Origin of the sequence: Cellulosilyticum sp. WCF-2 (genome assembly GCF_003990395.1) — a bacterium.
Classification (GTDB): Bacteria; Bacillota; Clostridia; order Lachnospirales; family Cellulosilyticaceae; genus Cellulosilyticum; species Cellulosilyticum lentocellum.
The window spans coordinates 1728402-1744497 of sequence record NZ_CP034675.1; the positions used below are offsets into that span (position 1 = coordinate 1728402).

General features: G+C 33.5%; 15 protein-coding genes. All 15 read left to right on the forward strand.

The window, feature by feature from the left end; all coding sequences use genetic code 11:
- Window positions 1-78 precede the first annotated feature (78 nt).
- Window positions 79-1530 (forward strand): aminotransferase-like domain-containing protein, encoded by a 1452-nt coding sequence (locus EKH84_RS07580; protein ID WP_127065836.1) that lies wholly within the window; start codon window positions 79-81, stop codon window positions 1528-1530.
- A 109-nt stretch (window positions 1531-1639) separates the two neighbouring features.
- Entirely contained in the window at window positions 1640-2002 is a 363-nt protein-coding gene (locus EKH84_RS07585) for a response regulator (RefSeq protein ID WP_013655940.1), read from the forward strand.
- A 259-nt stretch (window positions 2003-2261) separates the two neighbouring features.
- Window positions 2262-4487, forward strand: a complete 2226-nt coding sequence (gene pflB / locus EKH84_RS07590; RefSeq protein ID WP_127065837.1) for a formate C-acetyltransferase — start codon at window positions 2262-2264, stop codon at window positions 4485-4487.
- Between the two features lie 409 nt (window positions 4488-4896).
- The gene (locus EKH84_RS07595; protein WP_127065838.1) at window positions 4897-6384 is read left to right on the forward strand and encodes a TRM11 family SAM-dependent methyltransferase; all 1488 of its coding nucleotides are present in this window, start codon (window positions 4897-4899) and stop codon (window positions 6382-6384) included.
- A 315-nt stretch (window positions 6385-6699) separates the two neighbouring features.
- On the forward strand, window positions 6700-7488 hold the full coding sequence (locus tag EKH84_RS07600) for an RDD family protein (RefSeq protein WP_127065839.1): 789 nt from the start codon (window positions 6700-6702) through the stop codon (window positions 7486-7488).
- 453 nt (window positions 7489-7941) lie between these two features.
- Window positions 7942-8382, forward strand: a complete 441-nt coding sequence (locus EKH84_RS07605; RefSeq protein ID WP_127065840.1) for a LytTR family DNA-binding domain-containing protein — start codon at window positions 7942-7944, stop codon at window positions 8380-8382.
- A complete protein-coding gene (locus EKH84_RS07610) occupies window positions 8382-8867 on the forward strand; it encodes a hypothetical protein (protein ID WP_013655946.1) in 486 nt (161 codons plus the stop codon). The genes EKH84_RS07605 and EKH84_RS07610 overlap by 1 nt, the downstream gene beginning before the upstream one ends.
- A complete protein-coding gene (locus EKH84_RS07615; protein WP_127065841.1) occupies window positions 8857-9702 on the forward strand; it encodes an ABC transporter ATP-binding protein in 846 nt (281 codons plus the stop codon). The genes EKH84_RS07610 and EKH84_RS07615 overlap by 11 nt, the downstream gene beginning before the upstream one ends.
- Window positions 9699-10403, forward strand: coding sequence for an ABC transporter permease (locus EKH84_RS07620; protein WP_190283534.1), 705 nt, complete (start codon window positions 9699-9701; stop codon window positions 10401-10403). Before EKH84_RS07615 ends, EKH84_RS07620 begins: the two co-directional genes overlap by 4 nt.
- A gap of 408 nt (window positions 10404-10811) precedes the next feature.
- Window positions 10812-11939: an ABC transporter substrate-binding protein gene (locus tag EKH84_RS07625; RefSeq protein ID WP_013655948.1), complete on the forward strand. Its 1128-nt coding sequence runs from the start codon at window positions 10812-10814 to the stop codon at window positions 11937-11939.
- 206 nt (window positions 11940-12145) lie between these two features.
- On the forward strand, window positions 12146-13021 hold the full coding sequence (locus EKH84_RS07630; protein WP_013655949.1) for a branched-chain amino acid ABC transporter permease: 876 nt from the start codon (window positions 12146-12148) through the stop codon (window positions 13019-13021).
- A gap of 9 nt (window positions 13022-13030) precedes the next feature.
- Window positions 13031-14017 (forward strand): branched-chain amino acid ABC transporter permease, encoded by a 987-nt coding sequence (locus EKH84_RS07635; protein WP_127065843.1) that lies wholly within the window; start codon window positions 13031-13033, stop codon window positions 14015-14017.
- Window positions 13998-14756 (forward strand): ABC transporter ATP-binding protein, encoded by a 759-nt coding sequence (locus EKH84_RS07640; protein ID WP_127065844.1) that lies wholly within the window; start codon window positions 13998-14000, stop codon window positions 14754-14756. Before EKH84_RS07635 ends, EKH84_RS07640 begins: the two co-directional genes overlap by 20 nt.
- 15 nt (window positions 14757-14771) lie before the next feature.
- Complete coding sequence (locus EKH84_RS07645; protein ID WP_127065845.1) at window positions 14772-15482, forward strand: ABC transporter ATP-binding protein; 711 nt, start codon at window positions 14772-14774, stop codon at window positions 15480-15482.
- Between the two features lie 150 nt (window positions 15483-15632).
- Window positions 15633-16079 carry a MerR family transcriptional regulator gene (locus EKH84_RS07650; RefSeq protein ID WP_127065846.1) on the forward strand — a complete coding sequence of 149 codons (447 nt, stop codon included), beginning with the start codon at window positions 15633-15635 and terminating at the stop codon, window positions 16077-16079.
- Window positions 16080-16096 lie beyond the last annotated feature (17 nt).

The window sequence follows — 16096 nt, forward strand, 5'->3', positions numbered from 1 at the left end:
GTTGAGTATAAAAAGGATGTATGATAAAGTGAATATATTGGATACGCTTAGTAACTTAAACAGCAAGGAGGAGTAAATTTGATTTTTTCTACACTAATACTTAATCAAGATACCCCTATTTATGAGCAAATAGAAAAACATATAGAAAAAGCGGTAAAAGCAGGAGCATTAATTAAGGATAGTAAATTACCCTCTACCAGAGAAGCTAGTAGTGTACTGGGGATTAGTAGAAATACAGTTTTAACAGCTTATGAAAACTTAGAGAGCAGAGGCATCATTTATAGTATTAAGGGAAAAGGCTCTTTTGTAAAAGAAGAAGCTAAAAATGATTGGCAAGAAGTGAACATAAAGTGGAAACAGCGGATTAATAGCTATGGTCAAACATGTGAACAAATGGATATTATTAAAACAGAACCCCGCTATGAAAAAGGAATGATTTCTTTTAAAAGTATTGCACCAGAAGGAAATTTATTCGATGTAGAAGAGTTTAAAAGAGCGTTCTTAGATGTTATGGCTCTAGAGGGAGAAAAACTACTTAATTATGGCTACGCAAAAGGTTATAGAGATTTAATAGAGTATTTAATGAACTATATGGTAGGTAAAGGTGTAGACGGGAACAAAAAAGATATTTTAATAACCAATGGCTTTACGGAAGGGCTAGATCTTATTTTAAGTACGTACACTCAGGCAGGAGATGTTATTTTATGTGAAAGTCCAACTCATCATACAACGTTAAAAATGATGAAGGCTTATGGTTTGCAGGTAGTAGGGGTACCTATGGATGAACAAGGCATATTACCAGAGGCTTTAGAGAATGCTATACTTAAATATAAGCCTAAGTGGGTATATCTAACACCTTCCTATCAAAATCCCACAGGAATTGTAATGAGCGGAGAAAGAAGGCGAATTGTTTATGGTATATTAAGTGACTATCATACGCCTTGTATAGAAGATGGGTTTAACGAAGAACTTTTATATTCTAGTTCGCATATTATGCCACTTATGGCACTGACCGGTGAAAGTAATCATATTATTTATATAGGAAGTCTTTCTAAAATACTATTTCCTGGATTAAGGTTGGGTTGGATTATGGCAGACTCAGCCTGCATTGATACTTTGGAAAGTGTAAAGAGGGCAAAAACGATTCATACTTCCTTCGTAGATCAAGCTGTTTTTGTGCAATATATGAAAAGTGGTGCCTTTGAACGCTATGTAAAAAAAGCAAAAAAATATTATCGAGAAAAATATTTATATACAGTAGAGCAAATCAAAGAATATATACCTTATGAGAAGCTTTGGGGAGAGGGAGGACTTCATATTTTTATTGAGTTAAATCATAAGATAGATACGAGGGAACTACTAAAGCAGTGCTATAGGAGAGGAGTACTATTTATGCCAGGTGATATTTTTGAACCTAGTATGAAAGTAACTTCTAGTCTTCGTATAGGATTTGCAAGGCTGAAGAAAGAAGAGATTTCTAAAGGGTTAAAAATAATAGGTGAAGAGATAAGTAAGAATATTATTCCGTGATATAGGAAATTATGGTATAATCTTAAAGTAAAGTATAAAACTAAAGAAATCGACTTATTATTACGAAATAAGAAGAAAGATTAAAGACTAGATATATGAGGTGAAACAAATGGCAGGAAGAATATTGGTGGTAGATGATGCAGCATTCATGAGAATGATGTTAAAAGATATCTTAACAAAGAATGGGTTTGAAGTAGCTGGTGAAGCAGAAAATGGTCTAAGAGCAATTGAACGTTATAAAGAAGTATCCCCGGACTTAGTATTAATGGATATTACAATGCCTGAATTAGATGGGATTGGTGCTGTAAAGCAAATTAAAGCTGAAGATCCAAATGCCAAAATTATTATGTGCTCAGCTATGGGACAACAAGCAATGGTACTAGAGTCTATTCAAGCAGGAGCCAGAGACTTTATTGTTAAGCCTTTTCAAGCCGATAGAATAGTAGAAGCAATTAATAAATGCTTAAAATGATAGATGGATATAGTAAGTGAGATGTTACCCAAAGGGGTAACATTTTTTTTGTTTAAATACAAATAAGTTTAGACTCTAATAGAAAACTTAAATTATTAAAAAATATTTACTGTAAAATAATAATTATTATTTACAAAACGAAATTCATATAGTATAATGAATTCAAGTTAGAAGTGTATACAGTATACAAAGTCAAAATTCACTAATCAAAGGGGGTGTAGTAAGGGTAGAGCACAAAGCATCTACTTTTACAGCGCATATGACACATTGGAGAAACTTTAAATCAGGCAAATGGGAAAACGAAATTAATGTAAGAGATTTCATCGTTAACAACTATACAGAATATACAGGTGACGATAGTTTCTTAGCTGGTCCTACACAAGACACATTAGATCTTTGGAGTGAACTTAGCGAACTTATGGTAAAAGAAAGAGAAAGAGGTTGTTTTGCAGATACTAAAACAGTAGCAACAATCACTTCTCACGCAGCAGGTTATATTGATAAAGATAAAGAAAAAATCGTTGGTCTTCAAACAGATGCACCACTTGTAAGAAGCTGTCATCCATTTGGTGGGATGAGAGTTGTAGAAAATGCTTTAAAAGCATACGATTATGAAGTAGATCCAGAAATGAAAGAAATCTTTACAAAATACAGAAAAACACATAACCAAGGTGTATTCGATGTATATAACAAAGATATTCGTACAGCACGTAAAGTAGGCGTTGTAACAGGTCTTCCAGATGCTTACGGTCGTGGACGTATTATTGGTGACTACAGAAGAGTTGCTCTTTACGGAATCGATAAATTAATCGAATTCAAAATGAAAGATAAAGAAGAACGTTCTAAAGTATTTACAGCAGAAACAATGAGAGACTGTGAAGAATTAGCAGAACAAATCAAAGCCTTAAATGAACTTAAAGAATTAGGTCAAATGTATGGTTTTGATTTAGCTAGACCAGCTGAGAATTTCCAAGAAGCAACACAGTGGTTATATCTTGCATACCTTGCAGCAACTAAAGAACAAGATGGTGCAGCTATGTCAATCGGACGTACATCTACATTCCTTGATATTTATGCAGAAAGAGATTTACAAGAAGGTAAACTTACAGAACAAGAAGTTCAAGAAATCATTGATCAATTTATCATGAAACTTCGTATCATCAGATTCCTTAGAACTCCAGAATACAACGAATTATTCTCAGGAGACCCAACATGGGTAACAGAATCACTTGGTGGTATGTTAGAAGATATGAGTGCTTCACTTGTAACTAAAAATAGTTTCCGTTACCTTCACACACTTTACAACATTGGACCAGCTCCAGAACCAAACTTAACAGTACTTTGGAGTGAACATTTCCCACAAGGTTACAAAAACTTCTGTGCAAAAGTATCTATTGATACATCAGCTATTCAATATGAAAGTGATGACCTTATGAGACCACAATTTGGTGATGACTACGGTATTGCTTGTTGTGTATCTCCAATGAGAATCGGTAAACAAATGCAATTCTTTGGTGCTCGTGCTAACCTTGCTAAAGCTGTACTTTATGCAATTAATGGTGGGGTAGATGAAAAAACTGGTATCAAAGTAGTACCAGGTATTGAACCAATGACTGGTGATGAATATCTTGACTACGATAAAGTAATGAAAAACTACCAAATCACTAAAGCATGGGTTGCTAAGGTTTATACAGATGCTCTTAACATTATTCACTTCATGCATGATAAGTATGCTTATGAAAGAATTGAAATGGCACTTCATGATACAGATATCTTAAGAACAATGGCATGTGGTATTGCAGGTCTTGCAGTAGCAACAGACTCATTATCAGCTATTAAATATGCTAAAGTTAAACCTATTAGAAATGAAGAAGGTATTGCAATTGACTTCGAAATCGAAGGGGAATACCCAGCATACGGAAACAACGATGATAAGGTAGACTCAATTGCTGTATCATTAGTAGAGGACTTTATGCAAGAAATCAGAAAACACACACCATATAGAAACTCTGTATACACACAATCTGTTCTTACAATTACATCAAACGTTGTATATGGTAAGAAAACAGGAGCAACACCAGACGGACGTCAAGCTGGTGTACCATTCTCACCAGGTGCAAACCCAATGAATGGTAGAGAAACAAAAGGTGTTCTTGCAGCATGTGCTTCAGTTGCTAAATTACCATTCGAACATGCTAATGATGGTATTTCATATACATTCTCATTAGTACCATCAACACTTGGTAATAACGAAACAGATCGTATTACAAACATGGTAGGTATCTTAGATGGTTACTTTGGCCAAACAGGACAACACATCAATGTAAACGTTCTTAATAAAGAAGTATTACTTGATGCAATGGACCACCCAGAAAAATACCCACAACTTACAATTCGTGTATCAGGATATGCTGTAAACTTTATTAAGCTTACAAAAGAACAACAATTAGATGTTATCAGCCGTACCTTCCACGAAAGAATGTAGTAGTAGATAAACAAAACCATTCCAAACCATTAACAAATCCTCTTAGTTAAATAAAAACGCAAGCTCCTAGAACTAGGGCTTGCGTTTTTTAATATATTTAGGTGAATGTAATATAGTGGGTAGTTCTAATAGCATGTACTTCCTTAAATATTTTATAAAATATTAGTAATTAAAATACTCCATAGTAGAAACAGCTTGTTTTGACGTAAGCTAGAGGGAGCAATGTATGTAATTCAATTTTACAAGTAGGAATAATGCTTTGAAAATAACATTAATGCAAATAATATATTTAAGATACTGTTTGGGTAGGTAATAAAAGGCGTTTATCTAAAGGTAGGAGTTGCGAAAAGAGTTAAAAGGTGATAGTGTAAATTGAGCAACTATAACACATGAGTCATAAGGAGAAAATATGCTTAGAGCAATTTATGAAAATATACAAGGTGGACACGAGGTTAGAAAAAATCTTATAGAACTTAAAAAGCTATTAAAAGAAGAAAGTAATCGTATGGCTTTTATTTATTATTTAGCAGGTAGTTATACACTTTTATACAAGTTGTTAGAAGATGAAGATGCTAAAGTGCGTAAAAATACAGCCTTAATTATGGGAGAATTAGCAGTACCTGAATTTGTTGATAAGCTTTTTGAAGCCTATATAAAGGAAGATAAGCTTTTTGTTAAAGGAGACTATCTAGTGGCACTAAGTCATTTGGATTATCGTCATTTGCTTGAAGAATTGAAGGAACGTTTAAGCTTTTTAACAACTAGTAACTTTGAAGAAACAAGTATGAAGCATATTCATGAAGAAATGAAGATACTTACTAATATGATTTTAGATATAGAAAGACCTGAAGGGCATACTTTCATAGGATATGATGAATTATCGGATTTGATTTTACTCACTAATAGAGATCACCAAGATATTACTTTAGAACAAATTCACCAAGGCAACAAAAGGATTTTTAATGCAGGGGTATTAGTACGAACAAAAGATCTAAAAGAAATATTAAGTATTCGAACTTATTCAGAATTACTTTTTCGATTAAAAGATGTAACCACTGTTGTAAATGACCCAACAGAAGCGGCAATGGCTATATATAAAGGTGGTTTATTAGCATTTTTGACTAAAAGACATACAGGAGAATTGCCTTATTATTTTAGATTAGAGATAAAAACTAAAATGCCTCTAGATAAGAAAAGTGCTTTTGCCAAAAAATTGGCTTTCGAGTTAGAAAAAGCATCAGATAGAGCATTAATTAATTCTACCTCAAATTATGAAGTGGAAATTAGGTTAGTTGAAAATAAAGAAGGGCAGTTTAATGTACTTCTTAAGCTTTATACCATTAAAGATGAGCGTTTTGAATATAGAAAGCATGCAGTAGCAGCTAGTATTCAGCCAGTAACGGCAGCCCTTGTAGCTAAAATTTCTGAGCCATATTTAAAAGAAGGGGCACAGGTATTAGACCCATTCTGTGGAGTAGGCACAATGCTGATAGAACGTCATAAGTTAGTTCCAGCAAATCCAATGTATGGTATTGATTTATTTGGAGAAGCCATAGATAAGGCAATTATTAATGCCAAAAGAGCAGAGGCCGTTATTAACTTTATAAATCGTGATTTCTTTGACTTTACACATAACTATTTATTTGATGAAATCTTTACCAATATGCCAACCCGTGGAGGCAGAAAATCTGAGCAAGAAATGGTAATGCTATATCATGAGTTTTTTAATAAGGCATTGCGGGTATTAAAGAATGAAGCTGTAATAATTATGTATACAAGAGATAAGAGTTTAGTATTGAAAGAAGTAAGTAGTAGAAGTCAATGTACAGTGCTTGAAGAATATGCCATCTCTAAGAAAGAAGATGCTTATCTTTACATTATAGGGATTAATCAATAAAGCCTGGGTATATCATAGTAATTATGCAGAGTTTAGAATTACTAAGATGGAGTAGTATTTAAAATAAATATAAGGGTAAGGTAGTATGAAAGATAATTTCCATAAGGCCTTACCCTGTTTTATGTACCAATGACTAGAAGTGGATAGCTTTGTGTACTAGGAATATCAATTAATAAAATACGTATTATATTAATTGAATAATTTGATTGATATAAAATACATAATATAATATAAAAAATAGTTAAAACATGGTAAAATAATCTAATAACGAATAAAGCAGTATAAACAGATTAATACTTATAGGGGAGATTAGAAATGAAATGTGAATATTGTGGGAGAACATGCTTACCAGGGGAAGTGACATGTGGAGGATGTGGGGCACCCATAGAAAATCCAATACCAGTACCAGAGGTTAGACAAACTCAAGGTTCAAATATAGAAGTGAATGTAGGTGGCATTAATATTAAGATTAATGGACCCACAAGTACTACTACAGGAGGCACAGCGACTGCAACAACCTCGGCCGATACAGTTCATTCTAGGCCAAATTCTTCAATAAATGATATACAAAATACCAGGGCTAATCCTATACCACCAGTAGGATATGAAACAAGAAGGCAGAGAAAACAAAGGGAAGTAGCTGAACGTTACAGATTACAAAGGGAGCAAGAAGAATTAAGAAAAAGCCAAGCAATGGAAGCATCACAAGACTTAAAGTATGTTCGTGGTATTTTTGCGGGCTTTTTCTCTAGAACAATAGCTTTTGGGATTGATTTTATTGTATTAGCTATTTTGTGGGGGATAATTGGAGAACCTATAGAGAAAATATTTAATAGAGACGTTCTAGCATTAATGATGAGCATCTACTTTGTTGGTCTTGAAGTATTTGCTAAAGGGGCTACACTTGGAAAGCGAGCGATGAAAATACGTGTTGTTAATGCAAAGGGAGAAAGTATTACTTTACTTCAAGGTATCTTAAGATGTTTTTCCAAGCTTTTATCATTAGCCTTTTTCTTTATAGGTTTTATAATGATTGGACTTTCTGCGCAAAAGCAAGGGTTACATGATTGCATTGCTAATACTTATGTGATTAAAGACCGTTAGTGTTTTTTTAGTTATTTAGCAAAAGCTTCCTTTGGGATTTATTTTATTCATCAGACTGTTATTATTACTATTGGTTATTATGTATTACCTCTGGTGCCATATAGAAGTGTGCAAAGTTTAGTGATAATGATTTTAAGTTTTATTGCTACTATAGCTATCTATGTAGTATTAAAGCGCTGCCCCGTTCTTAATACATTATTCGGAATGAAAAAAAGTCAACCGGTAAGGCTAGATCATGTAGTTGAAATAGGTTGACTGAAACGGTCATAAGTTAAAAAATAAATAAGAATACAACTAATAAGGTGGATATCGTAAGAACGGTATCCGCCTTATTAAATTGTATAAGCTACTTACCACTTAGGTATTATAAGTAGCAACTTAGAAATAATTAATTGAAAGAATATATAATTTTAAATATATTGGATATAAGGGGGAAGGTTAGGTGGAGAAACTGTGAAAATTCATATTGATACACAAATAGATCAAAATGAGATAGAGGTTATTATACGTTGTAAAGAAGCAAATGAAGAAGTAAAACGAATTCAAGATCTACTAGAGCTATTTAATAAGAAGCTAAAAGGTATAAAAGACCAACAAATCTATATTTTAGATGTTATTCAGATATTATACATTGACACTGTGGATAAGCATACTTTTTTATATACAGCTGGGGACATTTATGAAAGTAATTTAAAGCTCTATGAATTAGAAGAGCTGCTAGAAGCTAGCAATTTTTTTAGAGCCGGCAAATCAATAATAATTAATTTCTCACATATTAAGCGTATTAAACCAGATCTTGGTGGACGTTTAGAGGTCACTATGAGTAATGAAGAGAAATTATATGTCTCTAGGCAATACGCCATTCATATAAAGGAAAGGTTAGGTAAAATATAATGAAGGAGCGAGTTGGTTTAATAAAGTTTTTTGACCAGATGGCAAGGTGTTTTATGGTTGCGCTTTTAATTATTGCTATTACTGGGGCGTGGGGTGGAGAAAAAGCACAATGGGCTTCTACTATTTTGGGAGCAAGAGGATTAAGTTATGGGGGGATATTTCAAGTTGCAATTCTTTCTTTTATTATGACGAGCATGCAACATGTATTTCTAACAGAATGTTGGATTAAAAAAATGAGCTATGCCAAAAGAATGATTTTATTTATGAGTACCATATTTATTGCAATAACAATTTTAGTAGCTTGGTGGGGATGGTTTCCGATAGATAGTGGCTTAGCGTGGATAGGGTTCATTGTGTCTTATATAGTCAGCTTATTAATCAGTATGTTTATTTTTAGTGTGATTTTTAAAAGCAGAGAAAAGGAATATGAAAGATTATTAACAGCGTATCAAAAAAAACAGGAGGTGGAAAGAAATGGTCATTAGCCTAGAACATATACAAAAGTGTTTTGGTGAAAAAATAGCTTTAAAAGATATTAACATACAAGTAAGTCAAGGAGAAATCTTGGGCTTATTAGGACCTTCTGGAGCAGGGAAGACAACTTTATTAAAAATAATAACAGGACAGTTAAAAGCTACTACAGGAAAGTCGGAAGTGTTAGGAATCTCAAGTGAGCAATTAACTGATAGAGAGTATAATCAAATGGGCATGGTACTAGATAATTGTGGTTTATATACTAGGTTAAGTGTTTATGATAATCTTTTATTGTTTGTTAGGCTCTATCATTTGCCTAAAGTCAGAATTGATGAGGTATTGGAACAAGTAGCTTTAAAAGATGCAAAGAAGATTTCTGTACAAAAACTTTCAAAGGGTATGTTGCAACGCCTTGTATTAGCAAGGGCTATTTTAAATAAACCTAAGCTTCTTTTTTTAGATGAACCTACTAGCGGGCTAGATCCTACAACGGCTAAAACTATTCACGAACTCATCTTAAGTCTAAGAGATGAAGGGGCAACAGTATTTTTGACAACTCACAATATGGAGGAGGCAACAAAGCTTTGCGATCAAGTAGCTCTACTTTTTGAGGGGACCATCATAGAATATGGTACACCAAGAGAGATTTGTCTTAAACATAGTTTAGAAAATAAGATTGTTATTTTACAAAAGGATGGAGAAGTGGTGGAATTAGAGCATATTCCCTCAAGTGGAAAGGTGATTGCTAAATATTTTGAAGAAGAACAAGTTGCTACTATTCATTCCTCTGAACCGAATTTAGAAAAGGTTTTTATTAAATTAACAGGAAAGGAGCTAGCTCAGTGATTCAGTTAAATAAAGTAGGAGCCATTTTTATTAAGCAGATAAAAGATACACTTAAAGATACTCAGGTATTAGTTTTATATATTGTGTATCCGTTATTAGGGTTTATCATGGTAACAGCTATAGCACCACAGGTAGGTGAAGAAAATTTCTTTATAAAAATATTTGCATCTATGCATATGGTATTTTTACCTATTGTAGCTACAGCTTCAGTAGTTGCGGAAGAAAAAGAGAAAAGTACTTTAAAAGTATTAATGCTAGCTAATGTAAAGCCAATAACTTATTTAATAGGTGTGGGAAGTTTTATTTTTTTAGGAACCCATATAGGAACGTTGTGTTTCGCCATAATGGGAAAGTGGAGTGGTGGTAGTTTTGTAAGCTTTATAATGAACATGATGTTAGGAAGTATTTGTTCTATGCTTATTGGTTTTATAGTAGGGCTAGTAGCTAAAAATCAAATGGGGGCTACTGCTTTAACAGTACCACTAGGACTGGTGCTTTCTCTATTTCCAATGTTATCGAGTTTTAATACAAGTATTGAAAAAATAGCTAAAATTACGTATAGCCAACAAATTAGTTATTTAATAAGTAAGCCGAGTTTAAGGATGTACACGTTAGAACAAGGTGCAATAATAGGCATTAATTTGTTACTAGTATTTATCATTTTTTTTAGTGTATATAGAAAGCAATTTAGAGAAGTGTAGAGAAAAAAGAAGGATAGATTAAAAGGAGCTGCAAATTAGAAGTTGCAAGCTCTTTTTTTGTAATATTAATAAAATCTTATAATGAATTAAAGTGACATAAGTCACTAAGAGCTTTAAAAAGGAAAAGATATATTAACACATTAAAATTGCAAAAATTAAAAAATAATCAAAGCATAATGCAGTAATTAAAGGGAATAAGGACAATCAATTTGTAAAAAATGTAAATCAAAAACATCGTTATTTTAAATATTCAGAATAAACTGTACGAGATTATAAATTGACAAATGTTATAAATGATAGTATATTTTTTATGTAAAATATTTTTTTGTATTTTCATTAACTTTGACGTAATGAATATATTGGTTAAAGATATGTCAAAAGTCAATTTAATCCAGGGGGGATAAGACGATGAAAAAGAGTTTTAAAGCAAGTTTAGCCATTTTAGCTGCTACTATGTGTGCTGCTAGTTTAGTAGGATGTGGTGACAAAGCTACATCTGGTGATGTTTATAAAATTGGAGGAATTGGACCTCTAACAGGAGATGCATCTTCTTATGGTATTTCTGTTAAACAAGGATCACAAGTTGCTATTGATGAAATTAATGCAGCTGGTGGTGTTAATGGAAAAAAATTAGAACTTGTATTTGAAGATGATGTAAATGATGCAGAAAAAGCAGTTAGTGCATATAACAAAATTATGGACCAAGGCGTTACAGCACTTGTTGGTGCAGTTACATCAGGATGTTCAATTGCTGTATCTGATGAATCTGTAAAAGATGGCATTCTTCAGATCACACCAAGCGGTTCAGCTCAAGAATGTACAAAACAACCAAATAGTTTCAGAATTTGCTTTACAGACCCACTTCAAGGTCAAACAATGGCTAAATACATAGCTGACAATGGTTATAAAAATGTAGCTATTATTTATGATGTAGCTAGTGATTATAGTAAGGGAATTAAAGAAGCATTTGTAGCTGAAGCAGGTAATGTAGGTTTAAATATTGCTGCTGAGGAATCATTTACATCAGGTGATATTGACTTTAAAACACAACTTACAAAAATTAAAGGAACTAATGCTGATTGTATCTTCCTTCCAATCTACTATGCAGAAGTAGCTGCTATTTCAGAACAAGCTACAACAGTAGGTGTTAGCTTACCATATTTTGGTGCTGATGGTTGGGATGGCGTAATTGATCAATTAGGTGGTGACACAACTAATATTAATGGAGCTATTTTCCTTACACCATTCGTTGCTACAGCTGACAAAGAAAATGTAAAATCTTTTGTAGCTGCTTACGAAAAAGCATATAATGCTACACCGGATCAATTTGCAGCAGATGGTTACGATGCAGTATATGCTATCAAAGCTGCTATTGAAGCCTGTGGTAGTGATGTGACAAATGAAAATCTAGTTGCTGCTATGACTAAAATTGAAGTTAAAGGTGTTACAGGCGATATGACTTTCACAGCTGAGGGTGAACCAAATAAATCAGCTTTGGTTGCTATGATCCAAGATGGACAATATGTTGCTAAATAATAGATATTAATCTATGTTTAAGGCTGCCCTTAAATAGCTTGCTTAAGACTAGTAGGAGAGCTATTTAGGGCAGCATTTTATTTAGTTAGCCACCTCTTATGCCCCCAGAGGCAATCTAAGAGATTGGATCTGGCTGCTTGTGGAGGTATTAGAGATGATTAGCTATGAAAGAGAGAAGATAAACGAATTAAAAAGGAGGAACAAACATGGGCTTTATTGAACAACTTATTAATGGACTTAATCTTGGAAGTATTTATGCACTTATTGCCCTTGGTTATACCATGGTTTATGGTATTGCGAAAATGTTGAACTTTGCACATGGAGACGTTATTATGGTCGGTGCTTATACATTGTCTTTAATTATGACAAGCCTTAATTTACCACCTACTGTAGCAGTAATAGCTAGCGTTGTGGTCTGTTCAGTACTTGGTGTAACTATTGAGAAAATTGCTTATAAACCTCTTAGAAAAGCATCACCCCTTACAGTGCTTATTACTGCTATTGGTGTAAGTTATTTCTTACAAAGCGTAGCTTTATTGCTTTTTGGATCTAAACAAAGAAAAGTAAATTCAGTTATTACTATTCAGCCTATACAAATAGCAGGCATTGAATTAACTGGTGAATCTATTGTTACTTTAGGGGTAACACTTATTATTATGATAGGTCTTACTTTATTTATAAATAAAACGAAAATTGGTAAAGCTATGTTAGCTGTTTCAGAAGATAAAGGAGCAGCTCAATTGATGGGGATTAATGTTAATCGTACCATTTCTATTACTTTTGCTATTGGTTCCGCACTAGCTGCAGTAGCTGGTGTGCTTTACGTGAGTTCTTATGGGTTTGTAGGCCCTTATACAGGTTCTCTTCCAGGAATTAAGGCTTTCGTAGCAGCTGTTCTTGGGGGAATAGGTAGTGTGCCTGGTGCTATGCTAGGAGGTATTTTATTAGGCATTATTGAGAGCTTATCAAAAGCATATATTTCCACTAATTTAGCTGATGCTATTGTGTTTAGTGTATTAATTATTGTTCTTCTAGTGAAACCAGCTGGTTTATTAGGTAAAATGAGAACGGATAAGGTATAGGTGACGACTATGAAAAAACTCATACATAAAAAGAATATCATAGCAATTGTTACTGCAATAGCAGTTTATGCTCTTGTTTTTATGCTTGTAGAGACAGGTTCTTTATCAAGACACTATCAAAGTTTATTAGTACCAATTGGAGTTAATATTATTTTAGCGGTCTCTCTTAACTTAACTGTTGGTTTTTTAGGAGAGCTAACCTTAGGTCATGCAGGTTTCATGTCGGTAGGTGCTTATGCTGGGTGTATGTTTACAATCTATGCTAATTTACCAACATATATTGAGCTACCTATTGCTCTTATTATTGGTGGTTTAGTAGCAGCAGTATTTGGATGTATTATCGGTATTCCTGCACTAAGATTAAAAGGAGATTATTTAGCAATAGTGACGCTGGCTTTTGGAGAAATTATTCGTTCTATTTTGATGAATATAGAGGTTACAGGTGGTGCAGGTGGTTTAAAAGGAATTGATAAGTCTGCAAACTATACCTTAGTATTTGTGATTATCGTCATTACAGTTATTATAATTTCTAACTTAGTTAATTCTAGAGCAGGTAGAGCTATTTGTTCTATTCGAGATAATATTATAGCAGCTGAGTCTGTAGGTATTAATGTAGTTTATCATAAGTTATTGGCTTTTGTTGTAGCTGCTTTCTTTGCAGGTGCGGCAGGCGTATTATATGGCCATAACCTAGGTATTTTAAAACCAGATACCTTTGACTTTAATAAATCTATTGAGATTTTAGTTATTGTAGTACTAGGCGGTATGGGCAGTATTAGAGGTTCTATTATTGCAGCTACTATTATTACTGTACTTCCGGAGGTACTTCGTGGTCTTGCGGATTATAGAATGCTTATTTATGCAGTCGTGCTTATTGTTATGATGATTCTAAATGCATCTCCAAAGTTTGCTGAATTTAAAAAGAGCTTTTTCGCTAAATTAAAAGGTAAAAAAGCACAGAAAGGAGGAGCTGAAGATGGCGTTATTAGAGGTTAATAATTTAACCATTGTATTTGGTGGCCTTAGAGCAGTAGATGGACTTAATTTAAAAATTGAAAAAGGACAATTATATGGCTTAATAGGACCTAATGGTGCAGGGAAAACAACTGTATTTAATATGATTACAGGTGTTTATAAGCCAACTAGCGGCACCTTCTTATTAGATGGTGAAGATTTAACTGGTAGAGCTACTATAGAGATTAATCGCAAAGGAATTGCAAGAACTTTTCAAAATATCCGTTTGTTTAATAATATGTCAGTTCTTGATAATGTCAAAATTGGCTTGCATAATCAAAAGCATTATACTGTGGCAGAAGGAATGTTTCGTTTGCCTCGTTATTTTAAAGAAGAAAAAGAAATGAATGAGAAAGCTACAGAGCTTTTGGCTGTATTTGATTTAGATAAAGAAAAAGAGACGTTAGCATCTAATTTACCTTATGGTAAGCAAAGAAAGTTAGAGATTGCTAGGGCATTAGCAACTAATCCAAAGCTTCTTCTCTTAGATGAACCAGCAGCGGGCATGAATCCTAATGAAACAGCAGAACTCATGGAGACTATTCGCTTTGTAAGAGATAAGTTTGAGATGACGATTTTACTTATTGAACATGATATGAAGCTTGTAGGGGGTATATGTGAAGAGATTACAGTACTTAACTTTGGGAAAGAACTTGCCCATGGTGAAACCAGCAAGGTATTAAATGATCCACAAGTTATTACAGCCTACTTAGGAGAATAGAGAGGAGATAACCTTATGGCTATGTTAAAAGTAGAAAATCTAGAAGTATATTATGGCATGATTCAAGCAATCAAGGGAATCTCTTTTGAAGTTAATGAGGGTGAAGTTATTGCTTTAATTGGTGCCAATGGTGCGGGAAAAACCACTATTCTTCATACCGTTACAGGTTTAGTAGATGCCAGAGCAGGAAGTATAGAATTTGAAGGAAAAAACCTTCTTAAAACACCAGCACATCATATTGTAAGTATGGGAATGGCCCATGTACCAGAAGGTAGAAGAATTTTTCAAGAGCTGACAGTGCTTGAAAATTTAAAGTTAGGCGCATATACTCGTAAAGATAAGAAAGAAATGGAAGAAACACTTCGTATGATTTATACCAAGTTCCCAAGACTTGAAGAAAGAAAAGAACAAATTGCAGGGACTTTAAGTGGCGGTGAGCAACAAATGCTAGCAATGGGTAGAGCACTTATGTCACATCCTAAAATTATTTTAATGGACGAACCTTCTATGGGACTTTCTCCATTATATGTCTCCGAGATTTTTAAGATTATTGAGGAAATTAGTAGTAGCGGTACAACCGTTCTTCTTGTAGAGCAAAATGCTAAAAAAGCACTTTCTATTGCAGATAGAGCTTATGTTCTAGAAACAGGGAAGATTGTACTAGAAGGTAATGCAAAAGATCTAATTAATGATGATTCTATTAAGAAAGCGTATTTAGGTGAGTAAAAAGTAATTTAATAAGAAGCACTCAAATGTCTACTAGAATTAGGAACAATTTGAGTGCTTCTTATTGAATGAAAAGAGTTACTTGTAGGAAAAGTGGTAAAGCAAGAACACGAAGAATACAATGCAGTTAGCAAAAGGGGGGAGAGAAACATGCTTATAAAAATAAAAGATTTTGCAGCATTTTGTAATGTATCCGATAGAGCACTGAGTTTGTATGATAAGCTAGGGCTATTTCATCCAGCATACATAGATCCTAAAAATGGCTATCGTTACTATGATACTGAACAAATGTTAGAGTTAAATACCATTATTAGCTTTAAAAAGGTAGGTTTTTCATTGCAAGAAATTAAGGAAATGAAAGAAGCAGGTTTATTAAAGGAACAAGTCATTGAGAGATTATGTGATAAAAGAAGAGAGCAGCAACGAATTGTGGAAGTGGCCACATATAATATTGAAAATATTAATGCTATGCTAAAAGCATTAGGTATGTTAAAAGAACTAGCAGATGAACAAGCTGAAGCCACTAAGTTAGCACGCCTAGCTTGCTTAGAAAATGAAAAGCTAGAACATGATTTCTCACAAATTTTATGGCTTTAAAAAAGAAGGTTGACCTT

What these genes read in the sequence shown, in the direction of transcription:
- EKH84_RS07585 (WP_013655940.1), top strand. Translation starts at nt 1,640, where the DNA reads ATGGCAGGAAGAATATTGGTGGTAGATGATGCAGCATTCATGAGAATG.
- pflB (WP_127065837.1), top strand. Translation starts at nt 2,262, where the DNA reads ATGACACATTGGAGAAACTTTAAATCAGGCAAATGGGAAAACGAAATT.
- EKH84_RS07595 (WP_127065838.1), top strand. Translation starts at nt 4,897, where the DNA reads ATGCTTAGAGCAATTTATGAAAATATACAAGGTGGACACGAGGTTAGA.
- EKH84_RS07600 (WP_127065839.1), top strand. Translation starts at nt 6,700, where the DNA reads ATGAAATGTGAATATTGTGGGAGAACATGCTTACCAGGGGAAGTGACA.
- EKH84_RS07610 (WP_013655946.1), top strand. Translation starts at nt 8,382, where the DNA reads ATGAAGGAGCGAGTTGGTTTAATAAAGTTTTTTGACCAGATGGCAAGG.
- EKH84_RS07615 (WP_127065841.1), top strand. Translation starts at nt 8,857, where the DNA reads ATGGTCATTAGCCTAGAACATATACAAAAGTGTTTTGGTGAAAAAATA.
- EKH84_RS07625 (WP_013655948.1), top strand. Translation starts at nt 10,812, where the DNA reads ATGAAAAAGAGTTTTAAAGCAAGTTTAGCCATTTTAGCTGCTACTATG.
- EKH84_RS07630 (WP_013655949.1), top strand. Translation starts at nt 12,146, where the DNA reads ATGGGCTTTATTGAACAACTTATTAATGGACTTAATCTTGGAAGTATT.
- EKH84_RS07635 (WP_127065843.1), top strand. Translation starts at nt 13,031, where the DNA reads ATGAAAAAACTCATACATAAAAAGAATATCATAGCAATTGTTACTGCA.
- EKH84_RS07640 (WP_127065844.1), top strand. Translation starts at nt 13,998, where the DNA reads ATGGCGTTATTAGAGGTTAATAATTTAACCATTGTATTTGGTGGCCTT.
- EKH84_RS07645 (WP_127065845.1), top strand. Translation starts at nt 14,772, where the DNA reads ATGGCTATGTTAAAAGTAGAAAATCTAGAAGTATATTATGGCATGATT.
- EKH84_RS07650 (WP_127065846.1), top strand. Translation starts at nt 15,633, where the DNA reads ATGCTTATAAAAATAAAAGATTTTGCAGCATTTTGTAATGTATCCGAT.